At 61.8% G+C, this 15,749-nt stretch carries 16 protein-coding genes; 6 read left to right on the top strand and 10 right to left on the bottom strand.

Annotated features, from left to right (window positions below; translation table 11 throughout):
• The first annotated feature begins 40 nt into the window (after positions 1–40).
• Complete coding sequence (locus NKH21_RS12760) at positions 41–1,618, top strand: ArnT family glycosyltransferase (protein WP_352865312.1); 1,578 nt, start codon at positions 41–43, stop codon at positions 1,616–1,618.
• 25 nt (positions 1,619–1,643) lie between these two features.
• Positions 1,644–2,957, top strand: coding sequence for a M24 family metallopeptidase (locus NKH21_RS12755; RefSeq protein ID WP_352865470.1), 1,314 nt, complete (start codon positions 1,644–1,646; stop codon positions 2,955–2,957).
• A 107-nt stretch (positions 2,958–3,064) separates the two neighbouring features.
• Here NKH21_RS12755 and NKH21_RS12750 read toward each other — a convergent pair whose 3' ends face one another.
• Together NKH21_RS12750 and NKH21_RS12745 are read right to left on the bottom strand one after the other, a co-directional pair.
• Positions 3,065–3,865, bottom strand: a complete 801-nt coding sequence (locus NKH21_RS12750) for a phosphate/phosphite/phosphonate ABC transporter substrate-binding protein (protein WP_352865310.1) — start codon at positions 3,863–3,865, stop codon at positions 3,065–3,067.
• An 83-nt stretch (positions 3,866–3,948) separates the two neighbouring features.
• Positions 3,949–4,959 carry a fatty acid desaturase gene (locus NKH21_RS12745; protein ID WP_352865308.1) on the bottom strand — a complete coding sequence of 337 codons (1,011 nt, stop codon included), beginning with the start codon at positions 4,957–4,959 and terminating at the stop codon, positions 3,949–3,951.
• Between the two features lie 228 nt (positions 4,960–5,187).
• On the opposite strand from NKH21_RS12745, the gene NKH21_RS12740 reads away from it, so the two are divergent.
• Together NKH21_RS12740 and bmt are read left to right on the top strand one after the other, a co-directional pair.
• A complete protein-coding gene (locus NKH21_RS12740) occupies positions 5,188–6,030 on the top strand; it encodes a helix-turn-helix domain-containing protein (protein WP_352539665.1) in 843 nt (280 codons plus the stop codon).
• An 88-nt stretch (positions 6,031–6,118) separates the two neighbouring features.
• A complete protein-coding gene (bmt, locus tag NKH21_RS12735) occupies positions 6,119–7,135 on the top strand; it encodes a betaine--homocysteine S-methyltransferase (RefSeq protein WP_292654777.1) in 1,017 nt (338 codons plus the stop codon).
• Between the two features lie 150 nt (positions 7,136–7,285).
• On the opposite strand, the gene NKH21_RS12730 is transcribed toward bmt, so the two are convergent.
• From NKH21_RS12730 to NKH21_RS12710, 5 genes are all read right to left on the bottom strand, one after another.
• Complete coding sequence (locus tag NKH21_RS12730; protein WP_352865305.1) at positions 7,286–9,388, bottom strand: vWA domain-containing protein; 2,103 nt, start codon at positions 9,386–9,388, stop codon at positions 7,286–7,288.
• Between the two features lie 2 nt (positions 9,389–9,390).
• Complete coding sequence (locus NKH21_RS12725; protein WP_352668863.1) at positions 9,391–9,951, bottom strand: RNA polymerase sigma factor; 561 nt, start codon at positions 9,949–9,951, stop codon at positions 9,391–9,393.
• Positions 9,952–10,019: 68 nt separating this feature from the next.
• Positions 10,020–10,775, bottom strand: a complete 756-nt coding sequence (locus tag NKH21_RS12720) for a dienelactone hydrolase family protein (RefSeq protein ID WP_352668865.1) — start codon at positions 10,773–10,775, stop codon at positions 10,020–10,022.
• A gap of 104 nt (positions 10,776–10,879) precedes the next feature.
• On the bottom strand, positions 10,880–11,551 hold the full coding sequence (locus NKH21_RS12715; protein WP_352865303.1) for a hypothetical protein: 672 nt from the start codon (positions 11,549–11,551) through the stop codon (positions 10,880–10,882).
• Between the two features lie 106 nt (positions 11,552–11,657).
• The gene (locus NKH21_RS12710; RefSeq protein WP_352865301.1) at positions 11,658–13,232 is read right to left on the bottom strand and encodes a trimethylamine methyltransferase family protein; all 1,575 of its coding nucleotides are present in this window, start codon (positions 13,230–13,232) and stop codon (positions 11,658–11,660) included.
• 308 nt (positions 13,233–13,540) lie between these two features.
• Here NKH21_RS12710 and NKH21_RS12705 point away from each other — a divergent pair, with 308 nt between their 5' ends.
• On the top strand, positions 13,541–14,239 hold the full coding sequence (locus NKH21_RS12705) for a cobalamin B12-binding domain-containing protein (RefSeq protein WP_023676506.1): 699 nt from the start codon (positions 13,541–13,543) through the stop codon (positions 14,237–14,239).
• 81 nt (positions 14,240–14,320) lie between these two features.
• On the opposite strand, the gene NKH21_RS12700 is transcribed toward NKH21_RS12705, so the two are convergent.
• Complete coding sequence (locus NKH21_RS12700) at positions 14,321–14,461, bottom strand: EncA/B family entericidin (protein WP_292654758.1); 141 nt, start codon at positions 14,459–14,461, stop codon at positions 14,321–14,323.
• A 64-nt stretch (positions 14,462–14,525) separates the two neighbouring features.
• Between NKH21_RS12700 and NKH21_RS12695 the strand changes: the two genes are divergently transcribed.
• Positions 14,526–15,170, top strand: a complete 645-nt coding sequence (locus NKH21_RS12695) for a DUF1638 domain-containing protein (protein ID WP_352865299.1) — start codon at positions 14,526–14,528, stop codon at positions 15,168–15,170.
• A gap of 15 nt (positions 15,171–15,185) precedes the next feature.
• Here NKH21_RS12695 and NKH21_RS12690 read toward each other — a convergent pair whose 3' ends face one another.
• Both NKH21_RS12690 and NKH21_RS12685 read right to left on the bottom strand, forming a co-directional pair.
• Positions 15,186–15,407 (bottom strand): hypothetical protein, encoded by a 222-nt coding sequence (locus NKH21_RS12690; RefSeq protein WP_352865297.1) that lies wholly within the window; start codon positions 15,405–15,407, stop codon positions 15,186–15,188.
• 1 nt (position 15,408) lies between these two features.
• Entirely contained in the window at positions 15,409–15,717 is a 309-nt protein-coding gene (locus NKH21_RS12685) for a hypothetical protein (RefSeq protein ID WP_352865295.1), read from the bottom strand.
• Positions 15,718–15,749: the final 32 nt, after the last annotated feature.

Genomic DNA, 15,749 nt, shown 5'->3' with positions numbered 1-15,749 from the left:
CAGCCGGCAACAATCTGCTGGCAAGGGCGATGAGATTTCATTGAAGTACAATCTGAGATGGGCCGAGTGGCTGGCCGAGGGACGGATCGGCCCGTTCCCGGCGGCGATCGTCATGGTCGCGGCTTACTTCGCCTTGCAGACCATCATACTGTCCCTGTTGAGCTCTTGGGCGGGAACCGGTGTCGGCATCGATGATGCGGAGCAGCTGATCTATGTTCCATATCTCTGGGCTGGATATGGCGGCTCGCAACCACCCCTCTACACCTGGATCAACTGGCTGGCCGCGCATGTTTTCGGCACCGGTATCTTCACGCTGAAGCTCGTCAAATACTCCGTGCTGTTCCTCGCCGCCTGCAGCGCGTTCGCCGCCATGCGACGGTTCGGCTACACCAAAGCGACAGCGGCGGCGGCCATGTTCGGCCTGTTTACGATCCCGCAGATCGTCTGGGAATCGCAGCGCGCCTTGTCGCATTCCGTCGCCGTCGTCGGCTTTTGCTCGCTGCTCCTGCTCGCAATGGCCTGTCTTCTCGAGCGGCGAAGCGTGATCGCCTATGCGGCGTTTGGCCTGGCCACCGCGGCGGCAATTCTTGCCAAATATAATGATGTCTTCCTCGTGGTCGCCCTTGTTGCGGCGGCGCTGTCGCTGCGCGAATGGCGCAGCGCGATCCTTGATCCGAAGTTCGCCATCAGCATAGCGGTCGCGATATTGGTGCTGGCGCCAACCACCTATTGGAGCCTTATGCATCCCGCCGATTTATTGTCGAGAGGCGAGAAGTTCGGAATAGACACCCAACAAGGGCGCGTGGCGGCGGCCTTTGTCGGCGCCGGCAAGTTTATCATGGGCACCTTCAATTTCGCGATCTTGCCGGTGCTCGTTTCCGCCCTGGCTTTCGGCCTGGCGAAGTTCCGTTTCTCCGAGCTGCATCCGAAAGGTCCGGCCCGGGAAATTCTGTTGTGGCGTACCTTGGCGCTCGGCTTGGCCATGCTGGCAATACTTGTACTGGCCACCGGTGTGACGGTGGTAAAGGACCGCTGGCTGCTGCCCGTCCTGTTCCTGCTGCCGCTGGCCATCGTCGCCACAATGGAACGGCTGGCGCCGCGTGGCAGGAATGCGCAGCTCCTGGTGATCGCGGCTGGAGCGATCATCGCCGTGCTGCTGGCGCCCGCCACCTGGTACGTCCAGATAAACGGGACCAGTGGCCTGTCGCGGATGATCCGCGTGGATTACCCCGCCCTCTATCGCCAACTGACTGCGGACGGACCGGTCAAAACCGCAATATCTGATGGTGCATGGGTCGGAAACCTGCGGTTGGTCGACGAAAAACTGGTCGCACTTGACCAGGAAGTGCCTAATTTCGAAATGCTGATGCAGGAGCCGGCCGTACTCGTCTGGCTTGACCGCGACGATCCGCGGCCGGTCATTTTGGAGCAGCTCAAAGCGGCCGGCTATGAACCGGACGGCCAGCCGCGGCAAATGATGGTTCCGCTGTTGCGTGGCACCGACAAGTCCGTCCGGCCCGGCGCCTATGTAAAATTGAAGAGAATGGCGGTGGGAGGAGCCACGGCGCCCAAAGAAGGCGTTAGCGGAGGAGCCGAGGGTGGACAGGAACCCGACTGACCGGCCCCGTCATCACCGCAAGATCATGCCGTTCGAGCCGGACGGCTCGAAAGATGTGCTGCGCAAGAAATCGCGGCTGAAGGCCGCTGAACTCAACCAGCATGCGCTGGGCTATGGAGCGCTGGCGGAAGCCGAATGGCAGGCGGCGGGCATTGCTGCTCCTGACCTGCCCGCTATGCGCCGATACCGGCTCGAGCGCATCCGCGCCGAGCTGAAGCGCCGCGACTATGCAGGAGCCTTGCTCTACGATCCGGTCAACATCCGCTACGCCACGGATGCGACCAACATGCAGCTCTGGGTGGCACACAATCGGACCAGACATTGTTTCGTCGCCACCGATGGCCCGGTGGTGCTGTTCGACTATTTCTCCTGCGAGCACCTTTCCGATCATTCCGGCGTCGTCGACGAGGTGCGGCCGGCGGTGTCGTGGGCTTACCTCTACAGCGGCGAGCTGACCGGTCAAAAAGTCCGCCGCTGGGCAGCCGGCATCGCCGAGCTGGTATTGGAACACGGCGGCGGCAATCGCCGCATCGCAGTCGATCACATCAATCCCGAGGGCATCGAAGAGCTTGCCCGTCTCGGCATCTCGACCGGCAATGGCGAGGCGGTGATGGAAAATGCGCGGCTGATAAAATCACCCGACGAGATCCTTGCCATGCGCCGGGCGATCGTCGCTTGCGAGGCGGCGATGGGCGAGATGGAGCAGGCGCTGAGGCCTGGCATCCCCGAGAACGAATTATGGGCCGAACTCCATCGCGGCAACATCGCGCGCGGCGGCGAATGGATCGAAACCCGGCTCCTGTCGTCGGGTCCGCGCACCAATCCATGGTTCCAGGAGTGCTCGTCGCGGATGATCGAGACCGGCGAGCTCGTCGCTTTCGACACCGACCTGATCGGTCCTTACGGCTTCTGCGCCGACCTTTCGCGCACCTGGCTTTGCGGTGACGCGCCGCCGTCGCAGGAGCAGCGCGACCTGTTCCGCATCGCCGCCGACCAGATCGCCTACAACACGGAGCTGATGCGGCCGGGCGTATCGTTTCGCGGCCTCGTCGAGCGCTCGTCAGTGCCGCCGGGAGATTGCTTCCCGGCCCGTTACGGGGTGCTCTATCACGGCGTCGGCCTTGCCGACGAATACCCGACTTTGCCGCATGCTAGCGACTGGACCGACGACACGCCCGACGGAATGCTCGAACCTGGCATGGTGCTGTGCGTCGAGAGCTATATCGGCCGGCTTGGCGGCTACGAAGGCGTCAAGATCGAAGAACAGATCCTGATCACCGAGACCGGCAGCGAGAAGCTTTCGACCTACCCGCTCGACAATCGGCTGCTTGGCGGCTGAGCGAAGCTAATGCATGTCGCGCAAAAATGTGCCGCGGTTTTGCGATAACGACATGCATAAACAGGAATTTAAGCGCGTCGCATGAGGCCGACCGAACGCGACGCGCTTTACGTGAACGCGGCGATCGCTTCGCGCATCGCGGCGACGATCGTTTCCGGCGTCGTCCTGGCCGTGATGAACGGCAAGCCTTTGCGCCGCCTTGTCCAGCCGACGACCGTCACCTTCTGCGCCGCAGGCTCGAAACGTTGCGCCAGCGCCCAGCTCTCGCAATCGATCGCCGCCACATCTGCCCTACCCTCGGCAACAGCAACGACCGAAGCGCGGTGCCCGCAGCTCTCGCTCAGCCCGGAAAAGATATCCAAACTCTCGCCCAATGCTTGCAGGTCGCGTGCTGGCGCGATGATGCCCGACATGGAATCGAGGCTGTTGAAGGTGAAACGCTTGCTGCGCAGCAGATCGAGCGGAATGACGGCGCCGCCGTCGGCCGGCGACCTTGCCGGGTGTGCCTCGCCCGCCCTCATGACGATGGCGCTCGAATAGAGTTCGCCCTGTCCGCCTTCGAAAGCGTCGTAACGCGGCTGGCCGACGAGCTGGACACGCTGCGACAGGCCGAGTTCCATCGGTCCCCAGCAGGTTTGCGCAAAGAGCAGCGCCGGGTGCAGCCAGAGCCGGTGAAAATCCAGCTCGTCCGGCGGCAATGTCGCCGGATCGGACGCAATGAGTTTCCCCTGATCGTCGCGGATACCGCCACGCACTGGAGGCAAATCGCCATTGCGGCGGATGATCGTCTCCGGCGCATCGATGCCTTTCTGTCTGAAAAGATCGCGCAGCCGCGCCCATTGCGCGTCGACCTCGTCCCGCGCTTCCGGCCAGTCGTACATCGGCAAAGCCGCAATGAATTCGCTCATGCCGGGGATTTGACCGTTATGCGGGAAATTGACAAGTTCAGGAAAGCGTCGTCCGCGCGGAACCGCCTGCAACAACGCAAGAATCATTCTTTCGGCGGCTCGGCGGGTACCGGTGCGCTGCCAAGTCCATTGAGGCTGCGTGCCCTGACGCGCGGCTTGAACGCACGGCCCGGTTCCGGCATGCGCCGCAGTACGGGATGGACGACCGGCTCCTTCGCCTTGAAGGCATAGGCCCTGAGCAGCGCGAAATAGTTCGGATAGGCGTAGCCATTGTTCATCCGCAGCCACTCGTCGCGGCGGTCGCGAAACAGTTTCGGCAGCCTGTACCAGGCCACCGTCGGGGTCTTGTGATGGACGAAATGCAGATTGTTGTTGAGGAACAGGAAGGACAGCGGCGAGCGCTCGACGATGATCGTGCGGCCTTCCGGATGTTCCGACCATTGGTGCTCGGCGTAGGTGCGGATCGAAATCAGCGACTGCCCAAGCCACACCGGCACCAGTATGTAGAGCCATAACGGCATGCCGAAGCCGAACTGCACGACAGGCAACACTACGGCGAGGCCGATCGCGTGCAGCAGCCATGCCTTACGGATGGAATTGTCGCCCGCGGCAACCTGCCTGGCGTCGTCAATGAAAAAGCCGATGCAGGAAAGCCACGGACCGAGCACCAAACGCCCGATCATCGTGTTATTGACCTTCAGCAGGAATTTCATAGCCGACGGCAGCTCCTCGTGCTGCCAGAGCGCCTTGTAATAGCTTTCGGGATCGTCGAGCGGATCGGTCAGGCGCTCGTCTGCGTGGTGGCGCAGGTGAATGGTCTTGAACCGGCGAAACGGCCAGACAAGCCCAATCGGCAGGAACACAAAGGCTTCGTTGAGCCGCGCGTTCCGGGTTGGGTGGCCATGCAGGGCCTCGTGCATCAGCGAGGATTGCAGCGCCGCAATCAGGGCCAGAAGGGCGAGCGCCAATAGCGGGTAAGAGGGCCAGAGCAGAAAGCCGGTAGCGAGCCAGCCGCCGTAGCAGAAAAATGCGAGAAACACGGTCGGCCATTCGATGGCCGCTGCGCCGTGTCGCCTATTGCCCGTGCTCGTCATGCTATCGACCACTGCCTTCCAGTCGCCGGAACCCGTTTGATTCCTGACAACATTGTGTCAGGAGCGTTGCATTGCTGCAACGCGATAAAGCGCACAAACTGTTGCGATTGCGCATTTTCAGCTGCATATGTTATGCATTGTAAACAACGCAGAGGATTCATTTACGCCTGAAGCTCCGCGTTCGCGGCTTCAGCGCAAATTTTTCCTCCCATCGAATGGGATGGCGATTTGGACAAGCGCGACCTGTCGACGATCTTTCGCGAGCGCCTGAAAATGCTCTTGACAAGGTCCGATTTGAACCAGTCGGCCTTCGCCGCCGCGGTTGGCATCGACCGGTCGGCGCTGTCGCAGCTGCTCTCCGGCGCCTCGACCCGCCTTCCTCGTGCTGAAACGCTGCTCAACATCGCCGCCGAATTCAAAGTCTCGCTCGACTGGCTGCTCGGCCTCAGCCACGACGAGGGCGTCACCGGTGAAATCCGAGAGAGCCTTGAGATCGAGGAGGCGCCGGACGGCTTCGACCGCACGCTGCTGGCTCGCTGGCATGCCGAGGCGGCGGGAACGAAAATCCGCTACGTGCCGGCCGGCATTCCCGATCTTCTGCGCACGGAAGCGCTTGTCGACTACGAAGCCGTCATCGCCAACAAGAGCCGCGAGGCACAGGCCGGCGAAACGCAGTACCGCATCGACTACAACCGACGGCCCGAAACCGACATGGAAGTCTGTATGCCGCGCCACACGCTGGAGATCTTCGCGCGCGGGCTGGGCGTGTGGGACCGCTTTCCGGAGGCCGACCGCCACCAGCAGCTCCTGCATATGGCGACGCTGCTCGACGACCTCTATCCAACCTTCCGCCTGTTTCTCTATGATGGGCGGATGCGCTATTCGATCCCCTACACCATCTTCGGGCCCTATCGCGCCGCCATTTACGTCGGCGACATGTATCTGGTGCTGAACGCCACCCAGCCGATCCGCATCCTGACCAGCCATTTCGACAATCTGATCCGCGCCGCGGACGTCAACGCGCATGAGGCGGCCAGCTTCACGCGAAAGCTGGCGGAGATGCGATTTTGACCGGTTGCTCTCCGTGCCGACATTGACGGCACATAAAGAATTCTTTATATCCTTATCTCAGTTATTCTTCCGGGAAGGCGTATTTCACATGACCAATCCGATCGACGCTCTGCTTGCCGAAAAGGGCGTCCTGCTCGCCGACGGCGCCACCGGCACCAATCTGTTCGCCATGGGCCTTGAAGCCGGCGAGGCTCCCGAGCTCTTGAACGAGACCGCGCCCGACACCATCACGAGCCTGCACCAGAACTTTGTCGATGCCGGCGCCGACATCATCCTGACCAACTCTTTTGGCGGCACTCGTCACCGGTTGAAGCTGCACCATGCGCAGGACCGGGTTTACGCGCTGAACAAGCGCGCCGCCGAGATCGCAAGCGCCGTTGCAAAAAAGGCTGGCCGCAAGGTGATCGTGGCCGGCTCCGTCGGCCCGACCGGCGAGCTGCTGGTGCCGCTCGGCGCCATGACCTATGACGAGGCGGTCGAAGCCTTTGCCGAGCAGATCGAGGGCCTGAAGGCCGGCGGCGCCGAAGTCGCCTGGATCGAAACCATGTCGGCGCCTGACGAAATCCGCGCCGCCGCCGAAGCTGCCATCCGCGTCGGCCTGCCGTATACCTATACCGGCTCCTTCGACACCGCCGGCCGCACCATGATGGGACTGCTGCCGAAGGACATCCACGGCGTCGTCGATGGCCTGTCGCAGACACCGCTCGGGGTCGGCGCCAATTGCGGTGTCGGCGCCTCCGACATTCTCGCCTCGCTGCTCGACATGACCGAGGCGAAGCCGGAAGCAACGGTGATCGTCAAGGGCAATTGCGGCATTCCCGAATTTCGCGGCGCCGAGATCTACTATTCCGGCACACCCGAGCTGATGGCCGACTATGTGCGCCTAGCCGTCGATGCCGGCGCCAAAATCGTCGGCGGCTGCTGCGGCACCTCGTTCCAGCACCTTGCCGCCATGCGCAAGGCGCTCGATGCGCACACCAAGTCGGACCGCCCGACCGTCGAGCAGATCGTCGAACGCATCGGCCCGATGCGCAACAAGCAGGCGACGGTCAACGTCGCCGAGACCAGCGAAGCCCGCCGCGAGCGGCGCCGCGGACGCGCCTGACGCTTTCGTCTGCGACGCGGTCCGCGCGAAGCAGTGCAGCCGCGGAAAAAAGGCCGGCAAGGTTTCCCTCGCCGGCCTGCCTCACCCGCCCGTAGGCCCGCTCCCCCTATCAGAACGATCCCATCTGAAAGAAACCGGCCGTCATTGCCACTACCGGTTACCGCCGAGCGCCGAGGCAAGGCGCACAAGCGAGAGGAACTCGGACCGGTATCCAAACGGGTCGGCTCCTCTAGCGGTGGTGGCAATCTCCATGATCTTGTCGTAGCCGAACTTCGCGGTCGCATCCTCGTCGCGCAGCTTCTGGCCGAAGGCAGCGACGGCAACGGAGAAACGCTGGTCGGTGCTGGCCTGGTCGAACGACGCCACTTCGTTGGCTGAGGTCACCGGCGTGGTGATCAGCTTCGAAGTGTCCTCGTTCGGCAGCTTGTAGCGGATCTTGACGAAGGCATATTCGTCGGCATTGGCGACACCGCCATTGTTCACCGAGGCCTGGCCATAGCGCAGCTGGTCGATCTGTTCGCCGCCGCTGCCCTTAGGCGTGATCTCGTAGATCGCGGTAACCGAATGGCCTGAGCCGATCTCGCCGGCATCGACGCGGTCATTGTTGAAATCCTCGCGGTTCAAGGCGCGGGTTTCGTAGCCGATCAGCCGGTACTCCGAGACCTTGTTCGGGTTGAACTCGACCTGGATCTTCACGTCCTTGGCGATGGTGAACAGTGTCGAGGAGGCATCCTCGACCAGCACCTTCTCGGCCTCCGCCAACGTATCGATGTAGGCAGCGGTGCCATTGCCGTTCTGGGCGATGGTCTGCATCATCTGGTCGTTCAGATTGTCGCGGCCGAAGCCGAACACCGACAGGAATACGCCTGTCTTGCGCTCCTTTTCGATCAGCCGCTTCAGGTCGTCGTCGTCGGTCTGGCCGACATTGAAGTCGCCATCGGTGGCGAGCATCACCCGATTGATGCCGTCCTTGACGAAGGATTTCTGCGCCAGCCTGTAGGCTTCCTTGATGCCGGCCTCGCCTGCCGTCGAGCCGCCGGATGTCAGATTGTCGATGGCAGCGAGGATCTTGTCCTTTTCCGAAGCCTTGGTGGGCTCCAGCACGGTACCGGCATCGCCCGCATAAGTGACGATCGAGACGGTGTCGTCAGGTCTCAGCTTGTTGACCAGCAGCCGGAAGGCCGACTGCAGGAGCGGCAGCTTGTCCTGCTCGTTCATCGAGCCCGACACATCGATCAGGAAGACCAGATTGGCCTTGGGTTGCTCGGCCGGCTTCACGTCGAAACCCTTGACGGCGACATGCATCAGCTTGGTGTGCTCGTTCCACGGCGTCGGCATGACGCTGACGGTCGAGTTGAACGGCGTCGAGGCGGAGTCCGGGCCTTTCCAGTCATAGGGGAAGTAGTTGACCATCTCCTCGACGCGCACCGTATCGGCCTGCGGGATAAAACCTTCCTTCAGCGAGCGCCGCACGAAGGAATAGGAAGCGGTGTCGACGTCGATAGAGAACGTCGAGACCGGATCTTCGAGTGCGGCGTGCACCGGATTGGTCTTGAAATCCTCGATGCGGTCGTGGTTTTCCTCTTGCGGCAGCATCTGGTCGGCCGGCGCAGCGGCGGGCTGCTGTGCCATCAGCTTGGACTCGGCAACTGTGCCAGGCATGCGTCCGACCCGCGCGCCACCATCGACTGCCGGAGCCGCGGAGCTTGCGCCGCCACTCTGCGCCGGTTCGGGAGCATTGCGGCTGAGCACGTCCTGCTGCGTCAACCCGCCGACTGCGGTCGATTTCGCTTTCGGCGGCGATGTCGGCGCTACAAGCGCCTCGCCGGTGTCGCGGCTTTCACTGTCGGCGTCCGCCTTCTTCTGCTTGTCCGCTTCGGCAACGACCGGCGGTTTGACGGTCGCCGGCTTGTCAGCCAGCGTTTCGGTGATCTTATCGTCCCCGCCGAATTTGGGCCCGCCGAATTTGGATTCCCCCAACATGTAGATGGTGGCATATCCGGCGATCGGCAGGGCAACGAGCCCGGCAATAGCCGGCGTGGCGAAGAGTTTCTTTTGCATGATTTCGCTCCAGAGCCTTTGTGCTCGCTCTGTGAGACGAAGCCCGCTCACCGATCCTTGGGCGGCCGGCAAAGTTTTTTCTTCCATGTCATAGGCGCGCAGCGCGGCCTCGAGGGCACGCGCCTTTGCATCGGCGTCGGGCGCCGGTGCTGCGATATCGCGCAGCCTGTTCAGTTGATTGTCGTCGACCATGGTCACACTTCCCCGGCTGAACGCATTAGCGTCTTCAACCGTTTCTTCGCTTCATGGATGTGCCAGGAAACCGTTGCCTCCGAGATTGCCATCGCCTCGGCGGCGGCGGCGTGGCTCAGCCCCTCGCCATAAACCAGCAGCACCGCATCGCGCTGCTTGTCCGGCAGCTTGCGCACCGCTGACCAGAGCGCCTCGGCTGGGTCTTCCGGCTCTACCGAGATTTCTCCCGAAATCAGCGCATAGGCGCCATACGCCTCGGTCTTGGCAGTGTCGCGGGCGGTCTTGCGCATCATGTCGCGCGCCGCATTCAGCGTCATGGTGTAGAGCCACGTTGTGAAGGCACCACTGCCGTGATAGTCGCGGATCGCGCGGCCGAGCCGGACGCAGACTTCCTGGGCGATATCTTCGGCGTCGGCCTTTTTCCCGCACCAACGATAGGCGGCGCGATAGACGAAACCATAGTGCCTTTCGAGCAACTTGCCGAAAGCACCCCTGTCTCCGCCCTTCGCCCGCCCGATCAGTTCGGCGTCGGAGGCTTCGCTTTCGTCCAGCATCATCGCCATCATTTGCCTGTTGGACGAAGGCTAATGGCGGTTCCTTGGGGCGATGGAAAGAATTTTTTGGCGGGCAATCACGTCGTAATGGTTGGCATGCCTTGGCCGAGCGTCTCCGCAAACAGCATCGTCAGCCGCTTCCAGTGGCGTTCGGCGCCGGCTGCATCGAAGGCACTATGGTCCGGCATGCACCAGCCATGCGCCATGCCGGCATAGTTCTCTATGACATGATCAACCTCGGCGGCGCGCAGTGCTTCGGCCAGCCGCGCCGATTGCTCCGGCGGAAAGCTGCGGTCCACACCGGCAGTGCCGATATAGATCCTTGCCTTGAGCGAGGCGGCCTTCCGGTGCGGACTGTCGGCTGCGTCACCGGCCAGATTGCTGCCGTGAAAACTGGCCGCGGCGGCGATGCGGTCGGGATAGCTGGCCGCCGCGTTCAGCGCCCGCGCCCCGCCCATGCAGTAGCCGACAATGCCAACCGGCCCGGCCAGGCCTTGCGCAGCAAGTGCATCGAGGAACGCGCCGCTGTCGCGGATCGTCATCTCCTGGGTCGTGCCGCCCAGGAGACCTGTGATGGCGGCCTTGCTCCTCTCGTCGCCGAACGCAGTCTTGGGGTCGAACGGACCGTAGGGCGCATTGCGGTAAAAGAGGTCCGGCACAAGCACCGCATAGCCCTCGCCCGTAAGCCGCTCCGCCATCTGATCAAGCGCCGGTCGCGGACCGAAAACGTCCATGTAGAGGATGATCGCTGCCCTGGCTGGGGCCGCCGAACGGAACAGCCGGGCCTTGGCAATGCCGTCGCTTGTCTTGATCTGCATCGCTTGCGTGGCCATCATCCGCTCCGTTGATCTGACGTGCGATAGATACCCGCGGTGACCGTCGCGGCAAGCTGTAATGAGGCGATCTGCTTCAAGATTTCGTGCGGCATTCGGCGACGCTACAGACGCGCGAATGCTGCCATGTGAAAGGCCTGAACCTCGGCCGGATAGCGATAATCGGTACCGTAAGGACAGGCGTTGCGATCGAGGCAGCCGCCGGTCCGGCAAGGCATGCCGTTTTGCCCGCGCACATGGGCCAGACAGGTCTCATGTGCAAAACCATCCGCAGAATAGGCCTCGACCGGACAGGATTTCAGGCAAGGTTTTGCGACACATGTGTCGCAAAGGTGGATCACGTCGCGGGGTTCTTGGAGCGCGATTTCGTCTTCGAACAGCAGCGCGCCGCGATAGGCATGCCAGAGCCCGTATTGCGGATGCATGAGAATGCCGAGCGGTGACGGCTTCAGCCCCTCCGCACGCATCGCCCATTGCTGGAACGGGAGATAAGGCCTGTCGGACGGCGACACCGCGCGTGCCCCGAATCTTTCGGCCACGGCGCCGATCACTTCGCGCGACCATCTGTCGAGCGGATCGGCGATCGGCTGTGACTGTTTCTCCAGCCAGCGCAGGAAGTGCGGCCAAGGTGCGGCACCCGCCTGCCCCACCAGCAGAACGGATCTGACGGCAGCGCCGGAGAAACCGGAAGGCGTTTCCTCAGCGCCTGCAAAATTGAAGCCGCCGCGAAGCATAAGGCCGTGGGCGGAAAGCGCAGCCGCGATTGTTTCAGTCATGCCGCGCTCGGGATCATCCCTTCTTGTCCGGATCGGAGAAGGCACTCCGCCAGACTTCCTTGTGGATGATGTTGGCGACTTTAGCCCCGCCTGATTCGGGCTCCTTTCAGGTGAAGGCGTCGGCCATCGACGCCTTCTTCCTGGCAATGAAGTCCTTCAGTCCGTCGTCGATGCCCTGATCGAGATGCGGCGCCTCGTAGCTTTCCAGCCAGCGGCGGGCGAGCTCGTTGGCGCGCTGCGGCGCGGTTTTTTCGCCTTCGGCCAGCCATTGCTCGTAAGAATTGTTGTCGGCGATGTTGGAACGGTAGAACGCGGTCTGGAAATTGGCCTGGGTGTGATCGCAGCCGAGATAGTGGCTGCCCGGGCCGACCTGGCGGATGGCATCCATCGCCTGACCGTTTTCCGACAGGTCGACACCCTCGGAGAACTTCTGCGTCATGCCGAGCTGGTCGATGTCCATCATGAACTTTTCGTAGCAGGAGGCGAGACCGCCCTCGAGCCAGCCGGCCGAATGCAGCACGAAGTTGGTGCCGGCGAGGATCGTCGAGTTCAGCGTGTTGGCGCTTTCATAGGCCGCCTGCGCATCGGGGATTTTTGAAGCACAGAGCGAACCGCCGGTGCGGAACGGCAGGCCGAGCCTGCGGGCAAGTTGTGCGGCGCCATACGAGACCAGCGACGGCTCCGGCGTGCCGAAGGTCGGCGCGCCCGACTGCATCGAGATCGACGAGGCGAAGGTGCCGAACAGCACCGGCGCACCCGGCCGGATCAGCTGTGTGAACGACGCCCCGGCCAGAACCTCGGCCAAAACCTGGGTCAGCGTGCCGGCGACCGTCACCGGGCTCATCGCACCGGCAAGGATGAACGGCGTGACGATGCAGGCCTGGTTATGGCGCGAATAAACCTTCAGCGCCCCCAGCATGGTCTCGTCGAAGACCATCGGCGAGTTGGCGTTGATCAGGCTGGTCAGCACCGTGTTGTTCTCGACGAAATCGTCACCGAACACGATCTTGGCCATCGCCACCGTATCTTCAGCGCGCTCGGGCGCGGTCACCGAGCCCATGAACGGCTTGTCCGAATATTTGATATGGCTATACACCATGTCGAGATGGCGCTTGTTGACCGGCACGTCGACCGGCTCGCAAACCGTGCCGCCCGAATGGTGGATCGACGGCGCCATATAGGCGAGTTTCACGAAATTCCGGAAATCCTCGATCGTCGCATAGCGCCTGACGCCGTCGAGATCGCGCACGAAGGGCGGTCCATAGACCGGCGCGAACACTGTCGCGTTGCCGCCGATCTGCACCGAGCGCTCGGCGTTGCGCGCATGCTGGGTGTAGACCGACGGCGCGGTCTTCAACAGCGAGCGGCAGAGGCCCTTGGGGAAATGCACCCGCTCGCCCTTGACGTCGGCGCCCGCCTCTTTCCAAAGCTGCAGTGCCTCGGCGTCGTCGCGGAAGATGATGCCGATCTCCTCCAGCACGGTGTCGGTGTTCTTTTCGATCAGCGCCAGCCCTTCCTCGTCCAGCACCTCATAGACGTTGATCTTGCGCTTGATATAGGTGAGCTGTGTGCCGGGGCCGCCGCCCGAACGTGCAGCCCGTCGGGCTGCGGCGCCACCGCTGGCAGCGCGCCCGCGCCGTGCGTTTGACGCTTCCTGATCGACCGGCGCGTTCTCACTCATAATCGTTCTTCCCTGGCTTTCGTTCTGGCCTGATTTACTCCGGCCGGGCTCTTGTGCCGGCCTGAAATCCGTTTGCGGCCGCATATTGCGGTCTCTGGCCGGATCGTAGCCATGCACCCTATTCGAAACGGCCCGCCAGCGCCAACGCCTGTCGCAAAATCGACAAGAATTCCAAGAGATTTACGGTCGCTTTCGTTTTGCGGGAAGTCGCAAATCAGCTATGGACAACCGGCCCGTGCGGGTTAGGTATTGACGCGATATTTTTAAGCTGCCGCGATAGTTGTAGCCGGCAAGGAGCCTGAGAAAAAATGGCCGACGACGAGATCATCCTTTCGGAACTCTCCGACGACGAGTTGGTGCAGCAGATGCACGACGATCTTTATGACGGGTTGAAGGAAGAAATCGAGGAGGGCACCAATATCCTTCTCGAGCGCGGCTGGGCGCCTTACAAGGTTCTGACCGAGGCTCTGGTCGAAGGCATGCGCATCGTCGGCGAAGATTTCCGCGACGGCATCCTGTTCGTTCCCGAAGTGCTGCTGTCGGCCAACGCGATGAAGGCCGGCATGTTCATCCTGCGTCCGCTGCTTGTCGCCACCGGCGCCCCGAAGCAGGGCAAGATGGTGATCGGCACCGTCAAGGGCGACATCCATGACATCGGCAAGAACCTGGTCGGCATGATGATGGAAGGCGCCGGCTTCGATGTCATCGACCTCGGCATCAACAATGCGGTCGAAAAATATCTCGATGCCATCGAAAAGCACCAGCCCGACATCATCGGCATGTCGGCGCTGCTGACGACGACCATGCCTTACATGAAAGTCGTCATCGATACGATGAAGGAAAAGGGCATTCGCGACGACTATGTCGTGCTGGTCGGCGGCGCACCGCTCAACGAGGAATTCGGCAAAGCCGTCGGCGCCGACGCCTATTGCCGCGACGCCGCGGTGGCGGTCGAGACCGCCAAGGACTTCATGAAGCGCAAGCACAATGTCCGCGCTTCGGCTTGAGCCAACAAATTCGGCACCTACGAAAAAAGCCGCGCCTTGCAGTGCGGCTTTTTTATTCCCAAATGTTTGAAATCGTGCAGATCAGGGTTTCTTGACGGTATCGTCAACCGCCTTCGCAGTGGATTTGAGATCCTTGCCGACGCCGCGCACCGTGTTGGCGCAGGCCGAAACAGCCAAGGCGCAGGCGAGAATAGCGATTGGCGCAACGCGGAACAATTTCATGATTGGTGTCTCCCTCAGGATATAAATTCGCTGGACAGCAACGAAGATGGATTAGACTGGTTCCATGACTACCGCGCGAAAACAACAATCCGATCAAGGCGACAGGCTGCTCGTCATCGCCTGCGGGATGATCGCGCGCGAAGTTTTGGCGGTCAAGGAGCAGCTCGGGCTCGACCATCTCGACTTGACCTGCCTGCCGGCGGAGTTCCATTTCTATCCGGACCGCATCGCGCCGGCCATGGACAAGGCAATCGCCAAGGCCAGGGCGGACGGCTACAAACACATCTTCGTCGGCTATGCCGATTGCGGCACGGGTGGCTTGCTCGATCGGGTCTGCGAGAAGCATGGCGTCGAGCGCATGGCCGGGCCGCATTGCTTTGCCTTCTACCAGGGCATGGATACCTACGCGAAAGTCGCCGACGACGACATGATGTCGTTCTACATGACCGACTTCCTGTGCCGGCAGTTCGATGCCTTCTTCATGAAGCCGCTCGGCCTCGACAGGCATCCGGAGCTGATCAAGGACTATTTCGGCAACTACGAGAAGCTGATCTATATCGCTCAGACCAACGACCCGGAACTCGACAAGGTCGCCGAAAAGGCGGCGAAAATGCTCGGCCTCGCCTATGAGCGGCGCTCGACCGGCTATGGTGACCTGACTGGCGAACTCGCGCGGGTGGCCTCGTATCCAGAAGAAGAAGTCCGTTAAGCGCCCGACTTCGGATTATTTGCTCTCGGATTGCGGATCCGACACGAAATCGACAACGCGGCCGTTGTCAAACCGGATCGGCCCCCTTGCTGTCGGGTCCTTGCGCAACGCCTCTGCAATCAAGGCTTCGATAGTGTCGAGGTGGGCCTGCAGAATTGAGCGGTTGCCCAGTTCCCAATACTCGCCTTCATCAAAGACGTCGAACTTGTGGAAAAGAGGAGCAATTTTGCGAAGCAACTCAATGATCTCGATGTGCGCGTCCGATCCGGCAAACTGGGTCTTTGCAAAATTGCTGCATGAAGAGGTCCCTGTCGAACTCGAACCGTAGGCGATCCGACTTGGGATGCGGCAGGCATTCTATCCCCATGACCGGGCCGATATAGTCCACGCTGCGTTCGTCGATGACCCGGTTGAGAACCATTTCGGACTCGTCTATCGGCCGAAATCGCCAGTCTCGAGCGATGGCAAACGCTTCGACTTCCTGCAACAGCGCAGCGTACTGCTCCGCGCCGCCCAGTTGCCCCTCAAAATGGATCGTAATACCCAAGCACACGTCTCCGCAGAACACTCGGGACAATA

It is taken from the genome of Mesorhizobium sp. M1329 (assembly GCF_040318035.1).
GTDB lineage: Bacteria > Pseudomonadota > Alphaproteobacteria > Rhizobiales > Rhizobiaceae > Mesorhizobium.
Note: the sequence above shows the minus strand (reverse complement) of the source record. Positions and strands in the feature narration are given on the sequence as shown.